The organism is Bordetella sp. MIP270_01_BMS, from assembly GCF_054958705.1.
Genome location: NZ_CM143297.1, coordinates 1,035,723 through 1,059,228 on the forward strand (window position 1 = coordinate 1,035,723; position 23,506 = coordinate 1,059,228).

General features: G+C 62.3%; 23 protein-coding genes and 1 tRNA gene. 8 read left to right on the forward strand and 16 right to left on the reverse strand.

What is annotated here, in order from left to right:
- Window positions 1–14: 14 nt before the first annotated feature.
- The 7 genes from hscB to uvrB all read right to left on the reverse strand — a co-directional run bounded on the left by hscB (window position 15) and on the right by uvrB (window position 6,017).
- Window positions 15–527 (reverse strand): Fe-S protein assembly co-chaperone HscB, encoded by a 513-nt coding sequence (hscB, locus tag ACV17W_RS04760; protein WP_462595297.1) that lies wholly within the window; start codon window positions 525–527, stop codon window positions 15–17.
- A gap of 3 nt (window positions 528–530) precedes the next feature.
- Window positions 531–854, reverse strand: a complete 324-nt coding sequence (gene iscA / locus ACV17W_RS04765; protein WP_462595298.1) for an iron-sulfur cluster assembly protein IscA — start codon at window positions 852–854, stop codon at window positions 531–533.
- A 1-nt stretch (window position 855) separates the two neighbouring features.
- Window positions 856–1,272, reverse strand: a complete 417-nt coding sequence (gene iscU, locus ACV17W_RS04770; protein WP_462595299.1) for a Fe-S cluster assembly scaffold IscU — start codon at window positions 1,270–1,272, stop codon at window positions 856–858.
- A gap of 31 nt (window positions 1,273–1,303) precedes the next feature.
- On the reverse strand, window positions 1,304–2,515 hold the full coding sequence (locus ACV17W_RS04775) for an IscS subfamily cysteine desulfurase (protein ID WP_462595300.1): 1,212 nt from the start codon (window positions 2,513–2,515) through the stop codon (window positions 1,304–1,306).
- Window positions 2,516–2,535: 20 nt separating this feature from the next.
- Window positions 2,536–3,075 carry a Fe-S cluster assembly transcriptional regulator IscR gene (gene iscR / locus ACV17W_RS04780; RefSeq protein WP_462595301.1) on the reverse strand — a complete coding sequence of 180 codons (540 nt, stop codon included), beginning with the start codon at window positions 3,073–3,075 and terminating at the stop codon, window positions 2,536–2,538.
- A 152-nt stretch (window positions 3,076–3,227) separates the two neighbouring features.
- Window positions 3,228–3,719 carry a low molecular weight protein-tyrosine-phosphatase gene (locus ACV17W_RS04785; protein ID WP_462595302.1) on the reverse strand — a complete coding sequence of 164 codons (492 nt, stop codon included), beginning with the start codon at window positions 3,717–3,719 and terminating at the stop codon, window positions 3,228–3,230.
- Between the two features lie 270 nt (window positions 3,720–3,989).
- A complete protein-coding gene (gene uvrB, locus ACV17W_RS04790; RefSeq protein ID WP_462595303.1) occupies window positions 3,990–6,017 on the reverse strand; it encodes an excinuclease ABC subunit UvrB in 2,028 nt (675 codons plus the stop codon).
- Between the two features lie 75 nt (window positions 6,018–6,092).
- Here uvrB and ACV17W_RS04795 point away from each other — a divergent pair, with 75 nt between their 5' ends.
- Entirely contained in the window at window positions 6,093–7,298 is a 1,206-nt protein-coding gene (locus tag ACV17W_RS04795) for an amino acid aminotransferase (RefSeq protein WP_462595304.1), read from the forward strand.
- Between the two features lie 516 nt (window positions 7,299–7,814).
- Window positions 7,815–8,489: a transcriptional repressor LexA gene (gene lexA / locus ACV17W_RS04800; RefSeq protein WP_462595305.1), complete on the forward strand. Its 675-nt coding sequence runs from the start codon at window positions 7,815–7,817 to the stop codon at window positions 8,487–8,489.
- Window positions 8,490–8,860: 371 nt separating this feature from the next.
- Here lexA and lon read toward each other — a convergent pair whose 3' ends face one another.
- From lon to ACV17W_RS04835, 7 genes are all read right to left on the reverse strand, one after another.
- Window positions 8,861–11,311, reverse strand: coding sequence for an endopeptidase La (gene lon, locus ACV17W_RS04805; protein WP_462595306.1), 2,451 nt, complete (start codon window positions 11,309–11,311; stop codon window positions 8,861–8,863).
- Window positions 11,312–11,485: 174 nt separating this feature from the next.
- Window positions 11,486–12,784, reverse strand: coding sequence for an ATP-dependent Clp protease ATP-binding subunit ClpX (gene clpX, locus ACV17W_RS04810; RefSeq protein ID WP_462595307.1), 1,299 nt, complete (start codon window positions 12,782–12,784; stop codon window positions 11,486–11,488).
- A 106-nt stretch (window positions 12,785–12,890) separates the two neighbouring features.
- On the reverse strand, window positions 12,891–13,544 hold the full coding sequence (gene clpP, locus ACV17W_RS04815; protein WP_462595308.1) for an ATP-dependent Clp endopeptidase proteolytic subunit ClpP: 654 nt from the start codon (window positions 13,542–13,544) through the stop codon (window positions 12,891–12,893).
- Window positions 13,545–13,548: 4 nt separating this feature from the next.
- Window positions 13,549–14,859 carry a trigger factor gene (gene tig / locus ACV17W_RS04820; RefSeq protein ID WP_462595309.1) on the reverse strand — a complete coding sequence of 437 codons (1,311 nt, stop codon included), beginning with the start codon at window positions 14,857–14,859 and terminating at the stop codon, window positions 13,549–13,551.
- 272 nt (window positions 14,860–15,131) lie between these two features.
- Complete coding sequence (locus ACV17W_RS04825; RefSeq protein ID WP_207405529.1) at window positions 15,132–15,338, reverse strand: cold-shock protein; 207 nt, start codon at window positions 15,336–15,338, stop codon at window positions 15,132–15,134.
- Window positions 15,339–15,601: 263 nt separating this feature from the next.
- Window positions 15,602–15,805 (reverse strand): cold-shock protein, encoded by a 204-nt coding sequence (locus ACV17W_RS04830; protein WP_012249703.1) that lies wholly within the window; start codon window positions 15,803–15,805, stop codon window positions 15,602–15,604.
- A 271-nt stretch (window positions 15,806–16,076) separates the two neighbouring features.
- On the reverse strand, window positions 16,077–16,394 hold the full coding sequence (locus tag ACV17W_RS04835; protein WP_462595310.1) for a hypothetical protein: 318 nt from the start codon (window positions 16,392–16,394) through the stop codon (window positions 16,077–16,079).
- Between the two features lie 113 nt (window positions 16,395–16,507).
- Between ACV17W_RS04835 and ACV17W_RS04840 the strand changes: the two genes are divergently transcribed.
- On the forward strand, window positions 16,508–16,801 hold the full coding sequence (locus tag ACV17W_RS04840) for a DUF2513 domain-containing protein (protein ID WP_462595311.1): 294 nt from the start codon (window positions 16,508–16,510) through the stop codon (window positions 16,799–16,801).
- Window positions 16,802–16,813: 12 nt separating this feature from the next.
- Here ACV17W_RS04840 and ACV17W_RS04845 read toward each other — a convergent pair whose 3' ends face one another.
- Both ACV17W_RS04845 and ACV17W_RS04850 read right to left on the reverse strand, forming a co-directional pair.
- Window positions 16,814–17,119: a hypothetical protein gene (locus ACV17W_RS04845; RefSeq protein ID WP_462595312.1), complete on the reverse strand. Its 306-nt coding sequence runs from the start codon at window positions 17,117–17,119 to the stop codon at window positions 16,814–16,816.
- A gap of 193 nt (window positions 17,120–17,312) precedes the next feature.
- Window positions 17,313–17,399, reverse strand: a tRNA-Leu gene (locus ACV17W_RS04850).
- Window positions 17,400–17,444: 45 nt separating this feature from the next.
- On the opposite strand from ACV17W_RS04850, the gene dapC reads away from it, so the two are divergent.
- The 5 genes from dapC to ACV17W_RS04875 are packed head-to-tail and all read left to right on the forward strand — an operon-like array spanning window position 17,445 to window position 23,490.
- A complete protein-coding gene (gene dapC, locus ACV17W_RS04855) occupies window positions 17,445–18,641 on the forward strand; it encodes a succinyldiaminopimelate transaminase (RefSeq protein ID WP_462595313.1) in 1,197 nt (398 codons plus the stop codon).
- Between the two features lie 27 nt (window positions 18,642–18,668).
- Complete coding sequence (gene dapD, locus ACV17W_RS04860; RefSeq protein WP_462595314.1) at window positions 18,669–19,490, forward strand: 2,3,4,5-tetrahydropyridine-2,6-dicarboxylate N-succinyltransferase; 822 nt, start codon at window positions 18,669–18,671, stop codon at window positions 19,488–19,490.
- The gene (dapE, locus tag ACV17W_RS04865) at window positions 19,490–20,632 is read left to right on the forward strand and encodes a succinyl-diaminopimelate desuccinylase (protein WP_462595315.1); all 1,143 of its coding nucleotides are present in this window, start codon (window positions 19,490–19,492) and stop codon (window positions 20,630–20,632) included. Before dapD ends, dapE begins: the two co-directional genes overlap by 1 nt.
- Window positions 20,633–20,641: 9 nt before the next feature.
- Complete coding sequence (gene prmB / locus ACV17W_RS04870) at window positions 20,642–21,550, forward strand: 50S ribosomal protein L3 N(5)-glutamine methyltransferase (protein ID WP_462595316.1); 909 nt, start codon at window positions 20,642–20,644, stop codon at window positions 21,548–21,550.
- Entirely contained in the window at window positions 21,547–23,490 is a 1,944-nt protein-coding gene (locus tag ACV17W_RS04875; protein ID WP_462595317.1) for an ABC-F family ATP-binding cassette domain-containing protein, read from the forward strand. Before prmB ends, ACV17W_RS04875 begins: the two co-directional genes overlap by 4 nt.
- The last annotated feature ends 16 nt before the right edge of the window (window positions 23,491–23,506 follow it).

Sequence of the window (23,506 nt, forward strand, 5' to 3'; positions counted from 1 at the left end):
CCCGCGTGGGCCGGCTAGCCGGAGGGATGCGCGGCGGCGAGTTCATGCGCCAACTTTTCAACGAACATCCATTCGCGCACCTTGGTACCGGCGGCGGCATAGTCGTGGCGTTCGTCGAGCAGCGTGGCCAGCGTCGCGCGCATGTCGCGACGCGCCTCGTCCAGTTCGGTTTGCAGCGTGGCATACACGGCGGCGTCGGTGCGGGCGTCGTCAAGCATTTCGCGCCATTGCATCTGCTGCATCAGGAACGCAGGTTCCATGGCGGTGTTGCTTTCGGTCTGCAGGTCGACGCCGGCCTGTTCGCATAGATAGCGCGCGCGCGACAGAGGGTCGCGCAATTGGCGATAAGCCTCGTTGGCACGCGCTGCCCATTGCATGGCCACGCGGCGCTCGGCCGGACTTGCCGTGGCGAAGCGGTCCGGATGCACTCGGGCCGCCACGCTGCGCCAGGCCTGTTCAAGCACCTGAGGATCGATGTCGAACCGCGCCGGCAGGCCGAACAGGCTGAAATGGTCGTCGGCCGCCAAAGGCTACACCGTGAACGACTCGCCGCAGCCGCAGGTCGCCTTTTCGTTGGGATTGCGAAACTTGAAACCTTCGTTCAAACCCTCGCGCGCGTAATCGAGTTCGGTACCTTCCAGGTAGGCGAAACTCTTGGGGTCGACAAACACCTTGACCCCAAAACTTTCAAACACCATGTCCTCCGGCGCCGGGTCATCCACGTACTCAAGCTTGTACGCCATGCCCGAACAACCGGTCGTACGAACGCCCAGCCGCAAACCCACGCCCTTCCCGCGTTTCTGCAGGTAGCGCCCGATATGCGAAGCCGCCTGTTGGGTGAGGGTAACGGGCATGTCAGTTCACCGCGGCAGCAATCGCCGTTTCTTCGGTGGACGAGTGCTTGGTCTTGTAATCCTGCACCGCCGCCTTGATGGCGTCTTCCGCCAGGATCGAGCAGTGGATCTTGACCGGCGGAAGCGCCAATTCTTCGGCGATCTGGGTGTTGCGAATGTTCAGGGCTTCGTCAAGCGTCTTGCCCTTCACCCATTCGGTCACCAGCGAACTCGAAGCAATGGCCGAGCCACACCCGTAAGTCTTGAAGCGCGCGTCTTCGATGACGCCCGATTCGCTGACCTTGATCTGCAGCTTCATGACGTCGCCACACGCGGGGGCACCGACCATGCCGGTACCCACCGACTCGTCGCCCTTGTCGAACGAACCCACGTTACGGGGGTTTTCGTAGTGGTCCAGTACTTTGTCGCTGTAAGCCATGGTGATTCTCCTGTTTCGGTCGCGTGCGCGCTCAGTGGGCAGCCCACTGCACGGTATTGAGGTCTATGCCGGCCTGGGCCATTTCCCACAGCGGCGACATGTCGCGCAACTTGCCCACGCGGCTCTTGATCAGTTCGATGGTGAAGTCGATCTCTTTCTCGGTGGTAAAACGCCCCAGCGTAAAACGAATCGAGCTGTGGGCCAGTTCGTCATTGCGGCCCAGCGCACGCAAAACGTACGAAGGTTCGAGGCTGGCGGACGTGCAGGCCGAGCCGCTGGAGACGGCCAGCTCTTTGATGGCCATGATCAACGATTCGCCTTCCACATAGTTGAAGCTGACGTTCAGATTGTGCGGAACGCGCTGTTCGAGGTCACCATTCAGATAGGTTTCCTCGATTTGCGACAGCCCCGCCCACAGCCGGTCGCGCAGCATGCGGATGCGCTCGTTCTCGGTACCCATTTCTTCGCGGGCCAGGCGAAACGCCTCGCCCATGCCCACGATCTGGTGCGTCGCCAGGGTGCCTGAACGGAAGCCACGCTCGTGACCGCCGCCATGCATCTGCGCCTCGATGCGCACACGCGGCTTGCGGCGCACGTATAGCGCTCCGATGCCCTTGGGGCCATATGACTTGTGAGCCGAGAATGACATCAGGTCGACTTTCAGCTTTTGCAGGTCGATGGCCACCTTGCCGGTCGCCTGGGCCGCATCCACATGGAAAACAATGCCCTTTTCGCGGCAGATCTCGCCCAGCGTCTCGATATCCTGGATAACGCCGATTTCGTTGTTGACCATCATCACCGACACCAGCACGGTATCGGGCCGCAACGCCGCCTTGAACGCGTCTAGGTCCAGCAGACCATCTTCGCGCACGTCAAGATAGGTGACTTCGAAGCCCTGGCGCTCGAGTTCACGACAGGTATCCAGCACCGCCTTGTGTTCGGTCTTGACGGTAATGACGTGCTTGCCCCGCTCCGAGTAAAAATTCGCTGCGCCCTTGATGGCCAGGTTGTCGGATTCCGTAGCGCCGGAGGTCCAGATGATTTCCCGCGGATCGGCGTTGACCAGCGAGGCGACTTCCTTACGGGCATTCTCGACAGCGTCTTCCGCTTCCCAGCCGAATGCGTGGCTGCGGGAAGCGGGGTTGCCGAAACTTTCGTAAAGCCAGGGCACCATTTTGTCGACCACGCGAGGGTCGACCGGCGTGGTGGCCGAGTAATCAAGATAGATTGGACGGTTGGTCATGGAATCTAGGCTCCTGCTTCTTATACGGTGGCGCCTGCGGCTATCGTGGGGCTCGAGGCGGCAGGGGACGCCGTAGCGCCACGCTCTACCCGCACCGCCGAGCAGCCCTGGGCCGCTTGCGAGGCTTCCTGCAACTGGCGCAGACGCTGCTGGTCCACCAGATCTTGCAGGGAGACGGAATCGAGGTAATCGACCATCTTGCGATTGAGGGTCGTCCAGAGTTCATGGGTCATGCACTTGCCCGACTTGCCGTTATTGCCACTGGTGCAATCGTGCTTGCCACCGCAATTGGTGGCATCGAGCGGTTCGTCGACCGCAAAAATGATGTCGGCGACGGTGACGTTGCGCGCCAGGCGGGCCAGCGAGTAACCGCCTCCGGGCCCCCGGACGCTGTCGACCAGCTCATGACGCCGCAATTTGCCGAACAGCTGCTCCAGATAGGAAAGCGAAATGTTCTGGCGCTGGCTGATGGCCGCGAGAGTCACCGGACCGCTGTGCTGCCGCATGGCCAGGTCGATCATCGCGGTGACCGCGAAACGCCCTTTCGTAGTAAGCCGCATGGTGGTTTCCTGTAAGACCGGCAGGCCACCCGAGTGGGCAACCAATACCTGAGTAATTACCTCAAGTATAGCAAATTCCCGAGTAAATTGGTATGGCTTCACAGTCGTAAAAAACCGCGCCGGGGCGCGGTTTTTTGGCTGCGGCAGCCGCCTCAGGCGGCCTGATATTGGGTTGCGCGCTTGCGGACCAGTTCCAGAACGCCCTGACAGGCGTCCTCGAGGTAATCGAGGACCTTGCCAAAACCTTCGGGACCACCATAATAGGGGTCAGGTACGGTCGCTTCTTCGAATTCGTTGGCAAAGCGCATGAGCAGCATCAGCTTGTGCTGATACGCCTTGGGGCACTGTTGCTGCAACGCTGAAAGATTGTCCCAATCCATGGCCAGGATGAGATCGAATTCGCGGAAGTCGTCGGCCGTGACCTGACGCGCAACGCAATGGTTGATCTCGTAGCCACGCTTGCGCGCAGCGGCCTGGGCGCGGGCATCGGGTGCCTCGCCAATGTGGTAGGCGTGAGTACCGGCGGAATCCACACGCACGACGTCACTCAAGCCGGCATCGTTCACCAAATGGCGAAACACGCCCTCTGCGCTCGGCGAGCGACAGATATTACCCATGCAAACGAAAAGTACCTTGGTCATCATGGGTGTAAGTCTGAGGGAAAACCCGGAATATAGCAAGTTTTTTTTGCAATTGCGCATGCGTGCAGGCGCAAGCGGCCGGGATAATATTTTTCTATCTTATCAATAGATTAGCTTAATTATCTAAGGTTTTACTCGATGTTTTTTTCGTCCAAGACGTAACACATTCGAGGTTTTGCCCGCAATGCAGCACCGGCCCACGCACCGCCCCGCTTTGGGGCGTGAAACGCTGCATTGGGGGGCACGATTCGGCCTCGTTCAACGGCCAAAACGTCAGAGATCGCCTCCGAGCAGCACCCTCTGCTTGAGCGCGTTGAGCGCGTCGCGGGCTGCGGCCGCCTGCTCGAATTCCAGATTTCGCGCATGGTCGGTCATGAGCTTTTCGAGGCGCCGGATCTCGCGAGCCATGGCTTTTTCGTCGACCAGCAATTCGGGCGCCACCGCCGCTTCCAGGGTATCGTGGCGCACCGGCGCGACAATGCCGTCGATAAGCTCGCGCACCGCTTTATTGACGCCCCGCGCCGTAATGCCGTTGTCGATATTGAACTGAAGCTGTTTGTTGCGGCGGCGCTCGGTTTCGTCCATGGCGCGCCGCATCGACGCCGTAATGGTGTCGGCGTAGAGAATGGCATGGCCATTGAGATTGCGCGCCGCCCGTCCGATGGTCTGGATGAGGCTGCGTTCTGAACGAAGAAAGCCCTCTTTATCGGCGTCCAGGATGGCCACCAGAGAGACCTCCGGGATGTCCAACCCCTCGCGCAGCAGGTTGATTCCGACCAGCACGTCGAAGGTGCCGAGCCGCAGGTCGCGGATGATTTCGACGCGCTCGACCGTATCGATGTCGGAGTGCAGATAACGCACCCGCACCCCGTGCTCGGCAAGATAGTCGGTAAGATCTTCGGCCATGCGCTTGGTGAGAGTAGTGACCAAGACGCGCTCTTGCGCCGCGACCCGAAGTTTTATCTGCCCAAGCAGGTCGTCGACCTGCGTGCGGGCGGGCCGGACCTCGACCAGGGGGTCTACCAGACCAGTCGGCCGAACCACTTGCTCGACCACATTGTCGGAATGCTCTTGTTCGTACGCCGCAGGCGTGGCCGACACGAAGACGCACTGGCGCATGCGGGATTCGAACTCTTCGAGCCGCAAGGGCCGGTTGTCCAGTGCCGAGGGAAGCCGGAAGCCATATTGCACCAAGGTTTCCTTGCGCGCGCGATCCCCTCGGAACATGCCGCCCAACTGCCCGATGGTGACGTGGCTTTCATCGATGAACATGAGCGCGTCTGCGGGCAGGTAATCGATGAGCGTGGGCGGCGGCTCGCCCGGCGCAGCGCCCGACAGGTGCCGTGAATAGTTTTCGATACCCTTGCAGAAACCGAGTTCCTGCAGCATTTCGAGGTCGAACCGCGTGCGTTGCTCGAGACGCTGCGCTTCCACCAGCCGGCCTTCGGCGGTGAGCAGTTTAAGACGGTCGCGCAGCTCTTCCTTGATGGTTTCGATGGCGCGCAGGACCGTATCGCGCGGCGTCACATAGTGCGAGCCCGGGTAAACGGTAAAGCGCGGCACTTTCTGGCGCACGCGCCCTGTCAGCGGGTCGAACAATTCGAGCGATTCGATTTCATCGTCGAACAGCGTCAGCCGTACCGCCAATTCGGGGCTTTCGGCCGGGAAGATGTCGAGCGTCTCGCCCCGCGCGCGGAACGTGCCCCGAGTGAAGTCGGCGTCGTTGCGCGTATATTGCATGGCGACCAGGCGCGCCAGCACTTCACGGCGCGAAATGCGGTCTCCGGCGCGCAGGATCAGCACCATGGCATGGTAGTCGCCCGGGTTGCCGATGCCGTAGATGCACGAGACGGTGCCTACGATGATGGTGTCGCGGCGCTCGAGCAGGCTCTTGGTGGCCGACAGCCGCATCTGCTCAATGTGCTCGTTGATTGACGAGTCTTTCTCGATGAACAGGTCGCGCGTGGGGACGTAGGCCTCAGGCTGGTAGTAGTCGTAATACGAGACGAAATATTCAACGGCGTTCTTGGGAAAGAACTCGCGCATTTCGGCATACAGCTGCGCGGCGAGCGTCTTGTTGGGCGCCAGCACCAAGGCAGGCCGGCCCAGCCTGGCGATGATGTTCGCCATGGTGTATGTCTTGCCCGACCCCGTCACGCCCAGCAGGGTCTGATACATGAGGCCATCCTGAATGCCCTGCGCCAGGCTCGCAATCGCCGTGGGCTGGTCGCCCGCCGGCGGGTACGGCTGGTACAGGTGGAAGGGGCTGTCGGGAAAATCGACGAATCCAGGAGCGGTCATGCTAGACTGTCTCAGGGTAAACCCCCCATTATCCACAGCACGCGCCCCCGCGTCCACATACCCTTACTGAACCCCATGAGCTCTCTTTTCGATTCCGTCGAACTTGCGCCGCGCGACCCCATCCTGGGTCTGAACGAACAGTACAACGCCGATACCCGCCCCGGCAAAGTCAACCTGGGCGTGGGCGTGTACTACGATGATGACGGCCGCATTCCGCTGCTGGCAGCCGTGCGCAAGGCGGAAATTGCCCGCATCGAGGCTGCTGCCGCTCGGGGATACCTGCCCATCGAAGGCATCGCCGGTTACAACAAGGGGGCCCAGGCCCTGCTGCTGGGCGCCGATTCGCCCCTGGCCGCCGAAGGCCGCGTTCTCACCGCGCAGGCGCTAGGCGGTACGGGCGCCCTGAAGATCGGCGCCGACTTCCTGCAACAGCTGCTGCCGAATTCCAAGGTGCTGATCAGCAATCCCAGCTGGGAGAACCATCGTGCGCTGTTCGAACGCGCCGGGTTCACGGTCGACACCTACGCCTATTACGACGCCGCCACGCATGGACTGGACTTCGATGGCATGCTGGCGTCTCTGCAAGCAGCCCCTGAACAAACCATCGTGGTATTGCACGCCTGCTGCCACAACCCCACCGGCGTCGATCCCACCGCCGAACAGTGGCAACAGATCGCCCAGGTGGTCAAGGCCCGCAACCTTGTGCCCTTCCTGGACATCGCCTACCAGGGTTTCGGCGCCGGCCTCCAGGAAGACGCGGCCGTGGTGCGGCTATTCGCCAGCCTGGGCTTGACGATGTTGATCAGTTCGTCATTCTCGAAATCGTTTTCGCTGTATGGCGAGCGCGTCGGCGCGCTTACCGTGGTCGCAGGCAACCAGGACGAAGCGAAGCGGGTGCTCAGTCAGCTCAAGCGCGTCATCCGCACCAACTACTCCAACCCGCCCACCCACGGCGGCACGGTGGTCTCAACCGTGTTGAACACGCCCGAGCTGTACACCCTGTGGGAACAGGAACTGGCCAGCATGCGTGATCGCATCCGCCTGATGCGCAAGCAACTGGTCGAGAAAATTGCAGCGGCCGGCGCCACCCAGGATTTCGGCTTCGTCCTGCAGCAGCGGGGCATGTTCTCGTATTCCGGCCTGACGTCCGCCCAGGTGGACGTATTGCGTGAGCAGCACGGCATTTACGCCGTCGCCAGCGGGCGCATCTGCGTCGCTGCCCTGAACAGCCGCAATATCGACACCGTGGCCGAGGCCATCGCCGCCGTGATCAAGCAATAATCGAATCGTCTGTGCCCGCCAAAGGCCCGTCCTCCCGGACGGGCCTTTTGTTTTGCGTCGTCCGCTCCCGGCTCCTCCCCAGGTTAGCCCGTGCGGGCCCATTCGCCGTGCGCGCGAGCGGTCACTTCGAAACCGCGTCCGTGGGCCTTTAATGCTGACGACTGAAGGGCATACAGCAGCCGCTGACTTCACCTGAAAACTATCTTCTTGCCGCCGCGCTTCGCCTGGGCCTCGACGTTGCCCGCCCCGCGCATCTGACGTAACGCGGGGCAGCAAATCGCTGCAGTATGTCCTTCCGCCCAATGGGAAGCGGCCATGCCAGCCTTATCGTGCCCTTGTCCGGTCCACGCCTCCGATGCCGCACTCCGCTCTGGACAATTGCCGCCGTCTATATCCTGCGAGCGCTCGGCGCCTAGAACCGCAGGCTCGCAACCATCGCGCTCACTTGCTTTTTTGTCCAGTGTCGTCCAGAATCGCTGCTGTATATCCATACAGTCCGCATTACGGATCATCGCCATGGCCACCAAACTCACCACGCGTCAGCAGGAAATCCTGGATCTCATCCGGCTTACGGTGGCACGCACCGGCTTCCCGCCCACGCGCGCGGAAATCGCACGCGCCCTGGGGTTTCGGTCTCCCAATGCCGCGGAAGATCATCTGAAGGCGCTCGCGCGCAAGGGCGCCATCGAGCTGACCGCAGGCGCGTCTCGTGGCATACGCCTGAACGACCCTGTGGATACCGCCGCGTCGGGCACCGCTTCGTCTGCGTCCGGGCTCACCGGCATGGTCGACGCAGTGGGGCGCCTGCTGTTGCCTCTTGTGGGCCGTGTGGCAGCCGGCAGTCCTATCCTGGCGGCAGAACACGTCGAACGCGAAATCGGAGTGGACCCCGCCCTGTTCGAGCAAGCGCCCGACTATCTGCTCAAAGTGCGCGGCATGAGCATGCGCGATGCCGGCATACTTGAAGGCGACCTGCTCGCCGTCAAGCGGGCGGCAGACGCTCGCAATGGGCAGATCGTCGTTGCCCGCCTGGGCGATGATGTCACCGTCAAGCGATTGCAGCGTTCAGGGGGTCGCGTCGAACTTCTTCCGGAAAACCCGGACTTCTCACCCATTGTCGTCGACGGCACGCAAGAGTTCGCGCTTGAAGGCATTGCCGTGGGTCTGATACGCACCCAGGCGTTGCATTGATTCGCGCTTCCCGCCCCGGCCACTGCGCAACCCGGCAGTGTCCCGGCGATGTAGCCGAACATCCGCGACGCCGGACTGTCTGATTCCGGCCAATTCATGCGCATGTTGCGAATCACGCTGGAACGCAGTCCGCCCACCGGACCTTGCCCGTAGACCCCGCCCGGGCAGAATTTCAGCCCGCACTGGACGAGCGCCATACCGAGTTGTGCCACGCCGCCCAGACCTCGCAATCAAGTTGGATTTGCAGTGCAAGCGCGCGCCGTCCAACCGTTATGGCGCAGCTGGCCACCCTACCGCGCCAGCGGAACAAATAAAAAAGGGCGTCTCGCGACGCCCTTTTTCATGGCGCTTGCACGCCATGCGGATCAATCCTAGTGCTTGAAGACCGGATCGCTCGAAGCCGGCTCGGCCGGCTTGGCGACGAGGGGCTCCTTGACCGCTTCGTCTTCGGCCAAGGGCTCGGGCTGACGCTCAAGCGCCAATTCAAGCACCTTGTCGATCCAACGTACCGGCACGATTTCGAGCTGATTCTTGACGTTGTCGGGGATTTCCGCCAGATCTTTGACGTTTTCTTCAGGAATCAGGACCGTCTTGATGCCGCCCCGATGCGCCGCCAACAGCTTTTCTTTCAGACCGCCGATGGGTAGAACCTCGCCACGCAAGGTGATCTCGCCCGTCATCGCCACGTCGGCGCGTACCGGAATCCGAGAAAGCGCGGACACCATCGCGGTGGTGATGGCAATACCGGCAGACGGGCCGTCTTTGGGCGTCGCACCTTCCGGCACGTGCACGTGCATATCGTGCTTTTCAAACACGCTGTCGGCAAATCCCAGGCGTCGAGCGCGTGATCTGACCACCGTACGGGCGGCCTCGACCGATTCCTTCATGACGTCGCCCAGCGATCCCGTGCGCTGGATCGTGCCCTTGCCAGGCATATCGGCCACTTCGATTGTGAGCAGATCGCCACCGACTTCCGTCCAGGCCAGGCCAGTCACTTGGCCGATCTGGTTTTCTTTCTCGGCCATGCCAAACGTGTAACGACGCACGCCCAGGTAATCGCTGAGATTCTCGGCACTGACGTGAACCGGCGCCAGCTCGGCCGGCTTGCCTTCGGCCTTGGCCTTGTCGGCTTTCGCCAGCAGTTCCTTGACCACCTTGCGGCAGATCTTGCCCACTTCGCGTTCGAGTGCCCGGACGCCCGCCTCGCGGGTGTAGTAGCGCACGATGTCGCGCAGCGCCGAATCATCCACGGTCAGTTCGGAATCTTTCACGCCGTTGTTCTTCATCAGCTTGGGCAGCAGATGGTCGCGGCCGATATGCACTTTTTCGTCTTCGGTATAGCCCGAAAGCCGAATCACTTCCATGCGGTCGAGCAGCGCGGGGGGAATGTTCAGCGTGTTGCTGGTTGCCACGAACATGACGTCCGACAGGTCGAAGTCGACTTCGATGTAGTGGTCCTGGAAGGTATGGTTCTGCTCGGGGTCCAGCACCTCGAGCAGCGCCGACGAGGGGTCGCCCCGGAAGTCCATGCCCAGCTTGTCGATCTCGTCGAGCAGGAACAGCGGGTTGCGCACGCCGACCTTGCTCATGTTTTGCAGGATCTTGCCCGGCATCGAACCGATATAAGTGCGGCGATGCCCGCGAATTTCAGCTTCGTCGCGCACGCCGCCCAGCGCCATCCGCACGAACTTGCGATTCGTGGCACGCGCAATGGACTGCCCCAGCGAGGTCTTGCCCACACCCGGGGGCCCGACCAAGCACAGAATGGGCGCCTTGACCTTGTCGACGCGCTGTTGCACGGCAAGATACTCGAGAATGCGCTCTTTCACCTTCTCGAGGCCATAGTGATCGTCGTCGAGAACTTTCTCGGCGTTGCCTATCGAGTTGTTGATCTTGCTCTTGCGCTTCCAGGGCAGGTTGATAAGCGTGTCGATGTAGTTGCGCACCACCGTGGCTTCGGCGGACATGGGCGACATCAGCTTGAGCTTCTTGAGTTCGGCATCGGCCTTCTTGCGCGCCTCTTTCGGCATGTGCGCGGCGATGATCTTCTTCTCAAGTTCTTCGATGTCTGCGCCCTCTTCGCCCTCACCGAGTTCCTTCTGGATAGCCTTGACCTGTTCGTTCAGGTAGTAGTCGCGCTGGCTTTTCTCCATCTGCTTCTTGACGCGGCCACGGATGCGCTTCTCGACCTGAAGAATGTCGATTTCCGTTTCCAGCTGCGTCAGCAAGCCTTCGAGGCGCTCGGAAGTGCCCAGAATTTCGAGCATTTTCTGTTTCTGCTCGAGCTTCAGGGGCAGATGAGCGGCGATCGTGTCGGCCAGGCGGCCGGCATCGTCGATGCCAGCCAGCGATGTCAGGATCTCGGGCGGGATCTTCTTGTTCAGTTTCACATACTGCTCGAACTGAGCAACGATGGCGCGACGCAGGGCCTCGGTTTCAGACCCCTGCATGGCATCGGGTGCCACCGGGGTCACCTGGCAGACAAAATGCGATTCAGCATCGTCGATGCTGTCGATGCGGGCACGCTGGGTACCCTCGACCAGCACCTTGACGGTGCCGTCGGGCAATTTCAGCATCTGCAGAATACCGGCCACGCACCCGATCTCGTAGACGTCTTCGGGCGTGGGGTCATCTTTTCCGGCGGACTTCTGTGCCACCAGCATGATGCTCTTTCCGGCTTCCATGGCCACTTCCAGCGCCTTGATCGAGCGCGGACGGCCGACGAACAGCGGAATGACCATGTGCGGGAACACCACCACGTCGCGCAAGGGCAGCAGAGGCAGGTCGATGGGCTCTGAAGGCAGGGTCTGGCTGGCAGACATAAATGATTCCTTGGTAAGACTCGGCGTATCGGTAACGGACCTGGGCAGCGAGACCCTTTTATCCGTATCGGCTACGTCTGATATGGGAACGATAGCCGAAAAATCAAGCCGCCGGCATGGGCGCAACCGGTATAGGCAAAAAAACCCGTTACAGAACGGGTTCTTTTGCTTCAGTTATGCCGCTGCGCCTCGTACCTGGCTGCGCGCCGGCTTATCTGGCGCGGCCGCCTCGTCGGCGTAAATCAGCAATGGCTTGGCATCGCTTTCGATGACGTTTTCGTCAAGCACGACCCGGCTGACGTTGCCCTGGGAAGGCAGGTCGTACATGGTGTCGAGCAGGGCCGCCTCGATGATGGAACGCAAGCCGCGGGCACCGGTCTTGCGCTTGAGTGCCTTGCCGGCGATGGCTTTCAGAGCGCCGGGCCGTACGTCGAGCTCGGCGCCTTCCATGGCGAACAGCTTCTGGAACTGCTTGATGAGCGAGTTCTTCGGTTCGGTGAGGATCTGCACCAGGGCAGCCTCGTCGAGTTCATCGAGGGTGGCCACGACCGGCAGGCGACCGACCAGCTCGGGAATGAGGCCGAACTTGATCAGGTCTTCGGGTTCGACTTCGCTGAACAGCTCGCCCACGCCGCGCTCGGACTTCGCGCGCACGGATGCCGAGAAGCCGATGCCCGATTTCTCGGTGCGGTCGCGGATCACTTTTTCGAGCCCGTCGAAGGCGCCGCCCACGATGAACAGGATGTTGGTCGTGTCGACCTGCACGAAATCCTGGTTCGGGTGCTTGCGGCCGCCTTGGGGCGGCACGGACGCGACAGTGCCTTCGATGAGTTTCAGCAGCGCCTGCTGCACGCCTTCGCCGGACACATCGCGCGTGATGGACGGGTTGTCGGACTTGCGCGAGATCTTGTCGATTTCGTCGATGTAGATGATGGCGCGCTGCGCTTTCTCGACTTCGTAGTTGCAGTTCTGCAGCAGCTTCTGGATGATGTTCTCGACGTCTTCACCCACGTAACCGGCTTCGGTCAGGGTCGTGGCGTCGGCCATCACGAACGGTACGTTGAGCATGCGCGCCAAGGTCTGGGCAAGCAGCGTCTTGCCCGAGCCGGTAGGCCCGATGAGCATGATGTTGCTCTTCGAGAGCTCGACTTCGTCACCCTTGATCTCGCCGTGGCGGATACGCTTGTAATGGTTGTAGACGGCGACCGCGAGCATGCGCTTGGGCAGGCTCTGGCCTATGACGTACTGGTCAAGAAACGTCTTGATTTCGGAAGGCGTGGGCAGTTCGGACCGTATGGCCGCACGCGCGGTCGCCTGCGCCTCTTCGCGGATGATGTCATTGCAGAGGTCGATACACTCGTCGCAGATGAACACCGATGGCCCCGCGATCAGCTTGCGGACCTCGTGCTGGCTTTTATTGCAGAACGAGCAATGCAGCACCTTTGCGTCGGCCGATCCCTTCTTGTCAGGCATATGTGTTTGGTATCTCTGGTGAGAATGCGCCTGCCCGGTTCGGGCAAGCGCATTCAACGCTTACTTGGACGTGACGGCACCGCACAGGCCCGATGCGACCGCCAGCCTAGGCCTCGGCGCGGGTTGCGAGAACCTTGTCCACCAGACCATACGATACCGCATCTTCGGCGGACATGAAGTTGTCACGCTCTGTGTCTATGGCGATGCGGTCGACGGGCTGGCCGGTATTCTCGGCCAGGATGCGGTTCAGGCGTTCACGCAGATCGAGAATCTCGCGAGCCTGGATCTGGATGTCGGATGCCTGGCCCTGTGCGCCACCCGAGGGCTGGTGGATCATGATGCGCGAGTTGGGCAAGGTGAAGCGCTTGCCCTTCTTGCCCGCGGCAAGCAGGAAAGCGCCCATGCTGGCCGCCAGCCCCGTGCACAGGGTGGATACGTCGGGCTTGACGAACTGCATCGTGTCGTAGATTGCCATTCCGGCGTACACCGACCCGCCGGGCGAGTTGATGTACAGCGAAATGTCTTTGTCAGGGTTTTCCGATTCCAGAAACAGCAACTGCGCAACGATGAGGTTGGCCGTGCTGTCGTTGACAGGGCCTACCAAGAAGATGAGCCGCTCGCGCAGCAGGCGCGAGTAGATGTCATAGGCGCGCTCGCCGCGCCCCGACTGCTCGATGACCATGGGGATATAACCCAGGCCGGTGGGCGTGACCGACGAGCCACCGTGCATTGATGCATAGAAATCGGTAAAACGCTGCATATGCTTACGCCATCCCCATCAGCTGATCGAAAGGCACTTGCTCTTCGGTGACCTTGGATTGTTCGAGAACGTGCTGCACGACGTTGTCTTCGAGCACGATGGCCTCGATTTCGGCGCGACGCTGGCGGTCGGTCAGGTAATAGCTGACCACCTGAGCGGGTTGCTCATAGTTTTGAGCAAACTCTTCGATGCGGGCGCGCACCTGCTCGGGCTTGGCCTGCAGTTGCGCCTGCTTGACGAGTTCGGACACCAGCAGGCCCAGGCGTACGCGACGCTCGGATTCGGTGGTGAACGCCTCGGCCGGGATCGGCACCGATTCGGCATTGGGTACGCCGCGCTGCTTGAGCTCTTCGCGCGCGGCTTGCACGCGGCTCTGCACATCGCTGTCGACCAGCGCCTTCGGCACGTCGAACTGGCCTGCTTCTACCAGGGCGTCCATGACGCTGGCCTTGGTGCGGCCTTGCGTGCGCGCCTTGGCTTCGCGTTCGATGTTGGTGCGGATGTCGGCCTTCAGCTTCTCGACGTCGCCTTCGGGCTGGCCGAGCGACTTGGCAAACTCGCTGTCGACTTCCGGCAATACGCCTTCGGCAACTTCCTTGACCGTGATGGTGAATTCGGCAGTCTTGCCGGCCACATCCTTGCCTTGGTAGTCGTCGGGGAACTTGAGCGGGAACACCTTGGTTTCACCGGCCTTCATGCCCGTGGCGGCGGCTTCGAACTCGGGCAGCATGCGGCCCTGGCCCAGCACGAACGGGAAGTTCTCGGCGGTGCCGCCTTCGAACGGCACACCGTCGAGGGTACCGACGAAATCGAGCGTGACGCGGTCGCCGTCTTGGGCGGCGCGATCTTCGCGAGCTTCGTAGTTGGCGCGCTGCTTGCGCAGGACGTCAAGCGTCTGCTGCACTTCTGCGTCGGTGACCGAAGCGGTGTAGCGAGTCACGGAGAGGCCGGAGAGGTCGGGCAGGGTGACTTCGGGATAAACCTCGAACGTGGCGGTGAAGGCCAGCGTGTCGTCAGCCACGCCTTCCGTCTTGGGTTCGAGCGAGGGCGCGCCGGCCACACGCAGCTTGGCGCCATCGACGGCCTGCTCGAAAGCACGGCCGACCTGACCATTGATGACGTCGTAGCGGATGCCGGGGCCATGGCTGCGTTCGAGCATGGCAAGCGGAGCCTTGCCGGGGCGGAACCCGGGCACCTTGGCCGTGCGGGCAACGCGCTTCAGCTGCGCCTGGACTTCCTTTTCGACGTCGGCCACGGAAACCGTCAGATCGACACGGCGTTCCAGACCAGATAGGGTTTCAACCACAGGCTGCATCAAATTTTCCGAAAGTAAGTGAACGAACAGGTAAACAGCGTATTTTACCGGAAAGTTCAAGCACCCTGCTGAGAGGGTGGGTTCAGTTGGGGAAGCCCCCAGGCGGGGGCCGCGGCGCCGGTCGAAACAGAGGACGCAATACACCGCATTGACGCGCAGCAATGTGAAATCTGCTTACACAATATTGCGCCACGCTCGGCCTCGCGAGACAAAAAACGCCCCGGCCGACCATAAGCCGGCGGGGGCGTCCGGGGCGTCGGCGGAGCCGGCGCTTAAGCCGTGACTTTGATGTTCTTGGCGCTGGGCCCCTTGGGACCCTGCCCCACTTCGAACGTCACGCGCTGGTTTTCTTGCAGCGACTTGTAGCCTTCGCTGCTGATTTCGGAGTAGTGCGCGAAAAGATCTTTGCTGCCGTCATCAGGAGTGATGAAGCCGTAGCCCTTTTCGGCGTTGAACCACTTGACGATGCCTGTTGCCATGAATGTGTCCTTCACCTTCGAATAGCGATTGCTCGCGGGACGCCAGATGATCAAGGATGGGATGGGCAACTGGGTACCGGTGTCGGCAACAGGAGTGGCGACCGCGTCGCTTGAAGATCTCGCCTGCCCAGTGTAGGGGCGAACCCCGAAAGGCGTCAAACCTTTATGATCACTCGATGCCCCCCAGATGCCGCCAGGGGCACGAGACGATGGCGCCGGCAACAAAAAAGCCCCCGAAGGGGCTTTTTCAAAGCGCCAGGGGCTTAGAGCACCTGGATCTTCGTGGCTTGCGGGCCCTTGGGGCCGTTGGCCGTCACGAAGCTGACGCGTTGGTTTTCTTCCAGAGACTTGAAGCCGTTGGCCTGGATTTCGGAGAAGTGCGCGAACAGATCCTTGCCGCCCGCTTCAGGGGTAATGAAGCCGTAGCCTTTTTCCGAGTTGAACCACTTAACAACGCCGGTTTCCATACTGTATTTCCTAGAGATAATGGGCACATGCCCGGGGGTCACGAATCAACAAGGAGGGGACAGTAGAACAATAACGCTGGCCGGAAAAGGCACTGCACTGAACGAAAATCGCAACGCTTGAGATCGTGTGCCGACACTATCGTTAGGTTCCCCTCACAAGTCAACATAATCCTCAAAAATACGTGCCAATAATGCAACAAAGCGCAACGACATCCGGGTGGAAGCAGAACCAATCGGGCCCGGGCTGGTCTTGCGCGCGTGGGCGCGCGTTTCAGGCGACGGGCAGTCCCAGCAGGTCGAGCGCCGCGTTGTATGCGTCTTCATCTGCGCAGAGGAACACCGCCACATCGCCCGGATTGACGTTCTCGAGCACCTGATCTACCTGCTCCTGGGCGGAGTCGATCGAATCGACCGCGGCCACATGAATTTCCGCCCCGGCTTCGACCTTTTCGCGGGGGACGATGTCAGCCACCATTTCCAGGTCCGCAGCGCCGGTCACGACGTAAGCATCGATGCGTTCGCCATCGAGCGTGGTTTCGAGCGCGACGCCTTGCGTGATGGTCGCGACCTGTCGGCTGATGATTTCCATGTTGTATGCATCCATTTGCAGGGGGAAGCGACTATACCAGCCCGGCATTGGACCTGTCGCCCCGTCGCGCAAGTGCTGGTATGGTGTGATTTCATCCAATGAAGGAGCGGCCTATGCAGCGCGATTTTGATCTGGTTGTGACGATTTTGAGTGAGTTGCGCGACGCCGATGCCGCCGCCATGTCACAGGGCGATATCGAAGCGGCAGTCAGCGGCAGCATGCCCGATGCACCTTCGTCGGCGGCCGTCGAGCATCACCTGGACATCCTGGCCGATGCGGGCCTAATTGCCGCAGTGGCCGCGAATGGCCAGGCTCGCCACGCTCACTGGCGCCTGACCTGGAAAGGCCACGACGCACTGGACCAGCAGGAAGACGAAGACGACGAACCGGAGGACGAAGACGATTGAGCCGTGACGGTTTCAGTTGGAGGCAGGCGGCGCAGACGCGGCGCGGCGCTGCCGCCATACCTTGCGCGACACCAGCATGGCTGCGGCTCCGATCACCAGCGAAAACATGAAGGCCGCCACGGACAGCAGGATCACGATATCGCCTAGACCAGCCCGGCCTGCAAGGTAGCTCACCAGTGCCAGCACCATTACCGACACGCCTGCGACCCAGGCGAGACTGCGCCCCACGGAGGCGCAGCGCCCCAGCAGCGCCCCGCCCGCCAGGGCAACCGCGACGACGGCCGCCATGGCCCAGAAAAGGTCTTCGTAGTGTTGCACGCGATATCCGCTTGTTGAGACCCGGTCGAACCCGGACCGCCACCGCAGCGACGGAAAATCACTACCGCAACCCGGGACCGCATCGGCAAGCCTTGACGTGCTTGCCTGATGGATCGCGCAAAGCCTCGGGAGGCCCCGCTGCCGGTGCGGCGGGCACGACTGGCAGAGAGCCAGCCATGCCAGGGAGTCAAGTTGGTGCGAAGGGCGGGACTCGAACCCGCACACCTGTTACGGCGTCAGGACCTAAACCTGGTGCGTCTACCAATTTCGCCACCTTCGCAAAGCCAAGCCCGGTATTGTAGCTTGCTTGCTAAAATCTTGCGCCATGAACTCGCGCCTCGATGCCCTGCACCCCTACCCTTTCGCAAAACTGCGAGCCCTGCTTGAGGCGGGCGGCCCCGCCCCCGCTGATATCGCGCCCATCGACCTGTCGATCGGCGAGCCCAAGCACGCCGCGCCTGCCTGCGTGGGGCAGGCGTTATGCGACAGCCTTGCCGGCCTGTCGGCCTACCCCGCCACGAAAGGTGACCCCGCCCTGCGTGCGGCTATCTCCCAATGGCTGGGGCGGCGCTACAGCATTCCCGCGCCGGACCCGGAAAGCCAGGTGCTGCCGGTACTGGGTTCTCGCGAAGCACTGTTCGCCTTCGCACAGACCGTAGTGGACGCCGCCGAGCAACCGCTTGTGGTGTGCCCCAACCCGTTCTACCAGATCTACGAAGGCGCCGCCCTGCTCGCCGGTGCCCAACCCCATTACGTACATGCCGACCCGGCCCGAAATTTTGGTTGCGACTGGCATGGCGTCGCCGCCGAAGTCTGGGAACGCACCCAACTGGTGTTCGTGTGTACGCCTGGCAATCCCGCCGGCAACGTAATGCCTCTTGACGACTGGCGCATGCTGTTCGAGCTTTCGGACCGCCATGGATTCGCCATCGCTTCCGACGAATGCTATTCCGAGATCTATTTCGACGAGGCCGACGCACCGCTGGGCGCGCTGCAGGCCGCGCGGCGCCTCGGCCGGGACGACTACAGAAACCTGGTGGTGTTCTCGAGCCTGTCCAAGCGCTCTAACGTGCCCGGACTACGGTCCGGCTTCGTGGCGGGCGACGCCCGCCTGCTGGCCCGGTTTCTGCTTTACCGCACTTACCATGGCAGCGCCATGAGCCCCATCGTGTCGGCGGCCAGTATCGCAGCGTGGAACGACGAGGACCACGTGCGCGACAATCGACGACAGTACCGCGAAAAATTCGCCGCGGTCGTGCCCGTGCTGCAGTCCGCGCTCGATGTCCAGTATCCTCAGGCCTCGTTCTACTTGTGGGTGCCGGTACCCGGCTCGGACACGGCCTTTGCACGCGACCTTTACGCGCGCACCGGCGTCACGGTGCTGCCGGGCAGCTACCTGGCCCGCGAGGCGCGCAACATAAACCCGGGCCAGGGCCGCATTCGCATCGCCCTGGTGGCCCCGCTGGCACAATGCGTCGAGGCCGCTGGCCGCATCGCGCACTTTGCCCGCACCACGCTTTGATCAACCTTTTCTAATAATTGAGCCGTTATGACTCTCGATCTGCAGACCACCATCGAAAATGCCTGGGAAAACCGGAGCAACCTGTCGCCTGTCGACGCCACCGCGGAAGTGCGTGAGGCTGTCGAGCAGACCATCGCCGCGCTGGACCTGGGGCGCCTGCGCGTGGCCGAAAAGAGCGATGCCGGCTGGATCGTGCATCAATGGATCAAGAAGGCCGTGCTGCTGTCGTTCCGGCTGCAGGACAACGCCATCATGGGCCAGGCGCCCATGCAGTTCTACGACAAGGTGCCTTTGAAGTTTGCCGAGTTCGGCGACAGTGCTTTCCAGCATGGCGGCTACCGGGTCGTGCCCCCTGCGGTAGCGCGACGCGGCGCCTATATCGCCCGCAACGTCGTGCTGATGCCCTCGTATGTGAATATCGGCGCGTATGTCGATGAAGGCACTATGGTCGACACCTGGGCCACCGTGGGTTCGTGCGCGCAGATCGGCAAGAACGTGCACCTGTCGGGCGGCGTGGGAATCGGCGGCGTGCTCGAGCCGCTGCAGGCCAACCCCACCATCATCGAAGACAACTGCTTCATCGGCGCGCGCTCCGAAGTCGTGGAAGGCGTGGTCGTTGAAGAGAACTCGGTGCTGGCCATGGGCGTGTATCTCTCGCAAAGCACCAAGATCTATGACCGCGCGACGGGCAAGATCACTTATGGGCGCGTGCCGTCCGGCTCGGTGGTCGTTCCCGGTTCGCTGCCCTCCGAAGACGGCTCGCATAGCCTGGCCTGCGCTGTCATCGTCAAGCGCGTCGACGCGCAGACGCGAGCCAAGACCAGCATCAATGACCTGCTGAGGGCCTGATGACCGCCGACAGCGCCGTACTCGCGCTCGTGCGCGAACTGATTGCCCGCCCTTCGGTGACCCCCGACGATGTCGATTGCCAGATGATGCTGGCGCAACGTCTCGAACAGTCAGGGTTTCGCTGCGAGACCATATCGCGCGGCGGGGTCACGAACCTATGGGCCCGCCGCGGCACTGCGGGGCCGCTGGTGGTGTTCGCCGGGCACACCGACGTGGTGCCGCCCGGCCCACGCGACAAATGGGACAGCGACCCCTTCGTGCCCACCGAACGCGACGGCTATCTGTACGGCCGAGGCGCCGCCGACATGAAAAGCTCGATTGCCGCCTTCGTGGTGGCCGCCGAGGAATTCGCGTCGGCGCACCCCACCCACGCCGGCTCGATAGGACTGCTGCTGACCTCTGACGAAGAAGGTCCGGCGGTCGATGGGACCGTCATCGTCTGCAATGAACTGCAGGCGCGTGGCGAACAGATCGACTACTGCATCGTCGGCGAGCCTACCTCGGGCGCCGTGCTGGGCGACACATGCAAGAACGGACGTCGAGGTTCGCTGTCGGGCCGCCTGACGGTCAAAGGCATCCAGGGTCATGTGGCATATCCGCATCTGGCACGCAACCCTTTGCACCAGCTGGCACCGGCCCTGGCCGAACTGGCCGGCACCGAATGGGACCGTGGCAATGAGTATTTTCCGCCCACAACGTTCCAGGCCTCGAACCTGAGGGCCGGCACGGGAGCCACCAATGTCGTGCCGGGCGAGGCGGTCATGCTGTTCAATTTCCGATTCTCGACGGCCAGCACGCCGGACGGCTTGAAGCAGCAGGTGCATGCGCTGCTCGATAAGCACGGCCTGGAATACGAGCTGGATTGGGAGCTGGGCGGCGAACCCTTCCTGACTCCGCGTGGGCCCCTGACCGATGCCCTGGTCGCCGCCATCCACGCCGAAACGGGGGTGACGGCGGAACTGTCCACCACGGGTGGCACGTCCGACGGCCGCTTCATTGCCAAAATCTGTCCGCAGGTGATCGAATTCGGCCCGGGCAATGCGACGATCCACAAAGTGAACGAACGCATCGAACTGGCTTCGCTCGATCCCCTCAAGAACATCTACCGGCGCACGCTGGAAAACCTGCTTCTGCCGCGCTGAGCCGCTTTCATGCCATCCAACTTACGCCCCGAATTGCAGACGCTGCGCGACCTCATCCGCTACGGCGTGTCGCGGCTGCGGGAGTCCGGCGCCGCCCTGGGCCACGGCAGCGACAACGCCTGGGACGAATCCGTGTACCTGGTTTTGCACGCGCTGCACTTGCCGCTGGACACGCTCGACCCCTTCCTCGATGCCAGGGTATTGCCAGACGAGCGCGCGCGCGTGCTCGAATTGCTCGACCGGCGCGTGACAGAGCGCCTTCCAGCTGCTTACCTTACCCAGGAAGCGTGGCTGTGCGGGCATCGCTTCTATGTCGACCCGCGCGTGATCGTTCCGCGATCACCCATTGCAGAACTGCTGGAAGACGGGCTCTCGCCCTGGGTCGATGCCGGCTCGGTGCAAGCCGTGCTGGACATGTGCACAGGTTCAGGGTGCCTGGCTATCCTGTCGGCGCTTGCATTCCCGCACGCGCGGGTGGACGCGGTGGACCTGTCGACTGATGCGCTGGAAGTGGCTCGCCGCAATATCAATGATTACGGTTTGGACACGCAGGTCGCGCTGCACCACAGCGATCTGTTCGACGCCCTTCCCCATCGGCAGTACGACCTGATCGTGTGCAACCCTCCCTACGTCAACAGTGCCTCGATGGACCGCCTGCCCGCAGAATATCGCCATGAGCCCGACCTGGCGCTCGCAGGGGGCGCCGACGGCATGGACCTGGTGCGCCGGATCCTGACGGCCGCGCCGCGCTACCTGACGCCGCATGGCGTTCTGCTGCTCGAGATCGGCCATGAGCGCGACCATTTCGAAGCGGCGTTCCCGAACCTGTCGCCCGTGTGGCTCGATACCGAAGGCGCCAGCGACCAAATTCTGCTGCTGCCACGGGAACAGCTTGCCACGGAAGCCACCGCCCCGTGATACGCGCCCACGGCTTGACCCTGCGCCGCGGCACGAAGGTGTTGCTCGATGCCGCCGAGTTTGTCGTGAACCCGGGCGAACGCGTGGGCTTCACCGGCAAGAATGGCGCCGGTAAATCCTCTCTTTTTGCCCTGCTCACGGGAGCGCTGGATGCCGATGCCGGGCATCTCGACGTTCCGGCAGGCTGGCGCATTGCCAGCGTGCAACAGGAGATCGCCGCCGACGACCGTCCGGCCCGCGAGTTCGTCATCGACGGCGATACCCATCTGCGACTTCTGCAAGCCGAGCGAGCGGCCGTGCCGGACGACCAGGGTACGCGCATTGCAGAACTCGAGGCAGCGCTGGCTGAAGCCGGCGCCTGGAGCGCGAACTCCCGTGCCGAACAATTGCTGGCAGGCCTGGGATTCGCGCCCGACGAATGGCTCAAGCCTGTTGCGAGCTTCTCGGGCGGCTGGCGCATGCGCCTTGCGCTCGCCCGGGCCTTGATGGCGCCGTCCGAACTGCTGTTGCTGGACGAGCCTACCAACCACCTGGACCTGGACGCCATGCTATGGCTGGAAAAATGGCTGTCGGCCTATCCGGGAACGGTGCTGTTGATTTCCCACGACACTGAATTCCTGGATGCGGTGGCGCGCATCATCCTGCATTTCGACCATGGCAAACTCGTGCGCTATCGCGGCGGCTACCATGACTTCCTGACGCAACGCGCCGAGCGATTGCGTCAGACCAGCCTGGCGCACGAACGCCAGGCACGCGAGAGCGCGCGCCTGCAGAGTTTCATCGATCGCTTCAAGGCCAAGGCATCGAAGGCTAAACAGGCTCAGAGCCGGGTCAAGGCATTGGCGCGCATGGAAACCCTGGCGCCGCTGCACGCGGAATCCGGCATCGATATCCGCATCCCCTCGCCTGACCATATGCCAGATCCCCTGCTGGTGTTGGAAAAGCTTTCTGCCGGATACACCGATGCGAGCGGTCAGGCCGTGCCCATTCTGCGCGACGTCACGCTGATGGTTCGTGCTGGCAGCCGTATCGGCATCCTGGGTGCGAACGGCGCCGGCAAGAGCACCCTGATCAAGACATTGGCCGAGGAACTGCCGCCGCAAGCCGGCGAGCGGCGCGCCTCGCGCGGATTGGCGATCGGTTATTTCCACCAGCATCAGCTCGATATGCTGGACGTGAGCGCGACGCCGCTGGCGCACCTGGCCCGCCTGGCGCCGGACGCGCGCGAACAAGAACTGCGCAATTACCTGGGAGGTTTCGGTTTTTCAGGCGAAGCGGCCACGGGGCTGGTCGGCCCCATGTCCGGCGGCGAGAAAGCCCGGCTGGCCCTCTCGTTGATCGTCTGGCAAAAGCCCAATCTGCTGTTGTTGGACGAACCCAGCAACCACCTCGACGTCGAAACGCGCGAGGCGCTGGCCACAGCGCTGGCCGAGTTCTCGGGCAGCATGCTGCTGGTGTCACACGATCGCCATTTGCTGCGTACCACCGTGGACAGCTTCTGGATCGTGGCCGACGGCCAGGTGCAGGAGTTCGACGGCGATCTCGAAGATTATCGCGATTGGCTGAACTCCCGTAACGCCGCGACCCGGGCCGAGGCCCGTGCCGAGACCATGGCACGCGACCCGGAGAATGCCGGCACGGACCGCAAGACCCAGCGGCGCCTCGAGGCTGAACAGCGCCAGAAGCTCGCTGCCCTGCGCAAACCATTGCAGACCAGGCTGGCCAAGGTGGAAGCTGAAATGGACAGGCTGCGCGAGCGCCTCCAGGCACTGGATGCGTTGGTTGCCGACGCCGATCTCTATTCAGACGCGCGGCGCGTGGAACGGCAGCAGGTCATGGCGGAGCACGGCGAACTGGGCAAGCGCATGGAGTCGCTCGAAGAGGATTGGCTGGAGCTCCAGACCTCGCTGGACGAGCTGGAAGCAGCAGGCGGACGCTAGCGGCGGCGCCTCAACA

Excerpts from the sequence above, each read along its gene's own strand:
- iscA (WP_462595298.1), bottom strand. The coding sequence starts at position 854 with ATGCCCGTTACCCTCACCCAACAGGCGGCTTCGCATATCGGGCGCTAC.
- iscU (WP_462595299.1), bottom strand. The coding sequence starts at position 1,272 with ATGGCTTACAGCGACAAAGTACTGGACCACTACGAAAACCCCCGTAAC.
- ACV17W_RS04775 (WP_462595300.1), bottom strand. The coding sequence starts at position 2,515 with ATGACCAACCGTCCAATCTATCTTGATTACTCGGCCACCACGCCGGTC.
- iscR (WP_462595301.1), bottom strand. The coding sequence starts at position 3,075 with ATGCGGCTTACTACGAAAGGGCGTTTCGCGGTCACCGCGATGATCGAC.
- ACV17W_RS04785 (WP_462595302.1), bottom strand. The coding sequence starts at position 3,719 with ATGATGACCAAGGTACTTTTCGTTTGCATGGGTAATATCTGTCGCTCG.
- uvrB (WP_462595303.1), bottom strand. The coding sequence starts at position 6,017 with ATGACCGCTCCTGGATTCGTCGATTTTCCCGACAGCCCCTTCCACCTG.
- ACV17W_RS04795 (WP_462595304.1), top strand. The coding sequence starts at position 6,093 with ATGAGCTCTCTTTTCGATTCCGTCGAACTTGCGCCGCGCGACCCCATC.
- lexA (WP_462595305.1), top strand. The coding sequence starts at position 7,815 with ATGGCCACCAAACTCACCACGCGTCAGCAGGAAATCCTGGATCTCATC.
- lon (WP_462595306.1), bottom strand. The coding sequence starts at position 11,311 with ATGTCTGCCAGCCAGACCCTGCCTTCAGAGCCCATCGACCTGCCTCTG.
- clpX (WP_462595307.1), bottom strand. The coding sequence starts at position 12,784 with ATGCCTGACAAGAAGGGATCGGCCGACGCAAAGGTGCTGCATTGCTCG.
- clpP (WP_462595308.1), bottom strand. The coding sequence starts at position 13,544 with ATGCAGCGTTTTACCGATTTCTATGCATCAATGCACGGTGGCTCGTCG.
- tig (WP_462595309.1), bottom strand. The coding sequence starts at position 14,859 with ATGCAGCCTGTGGTTGAAACCCTATCTGGTCTGGAACGCCGTGTCGAT.
- ACV17W_RS04825 (WP_207405529.1), bottom strand. The coding sequence starts at position 15,338 with ATGGCAACAGGCATCGTCAAGTGGTTCAACGCCGAAAAGGGCTACGGC.
- ACV17W_RS04830 (WP_012249703.1), bottom strand. The coding sequence starts at position 15,805 with ATGGAAACCGGCGTTGTTAAGTGGTTCAACTCGGAAAAAGGCTACGGC.
- ACV17W_RS04835 (WP_462595310.1), bottom strand. The coding sequence starts at position 16,394 with ATGGAAATCATCAGCCGACAGGTCGCGACCATCACGCAAGGCGTCGCG.
- ACV17W_RS04840 (WP_462595311.1), top strand. The coding sequence starts at position 16,508 with ATGCAGCGCGATTTTGATCTGGTTGTGACGATTTTGAGTGAGTTGCGC.
- dapC (WP_462595313.1), top strand. The coding sequence starts at position 17,445 with ATGAACTCGCGCCTCGATGCCCTGCACCCCTACCCTTTCGCAAAACTG.
- dapD (WP_462595314.1), top strand. The coding sequence starts at position 18,669 with ATGACTCTCGATCTGCAGACCACCATCGAAAATGCCTGGGAAAACCGG.
- dapE (WP_462595315.1), top strand. The coding sequence starts at position 19,490 with ATGACCGCCGACAGCGCCGTACTCGCGCTCGTGCGCGAACTGATTGCC.
- prmB (WP_462595316.1), top strand. The coding sequence starts at position 20,642 with ATGCCATCCAACTTACGCCCCGAATTGCAGACGCTGCGCGACCTCATC.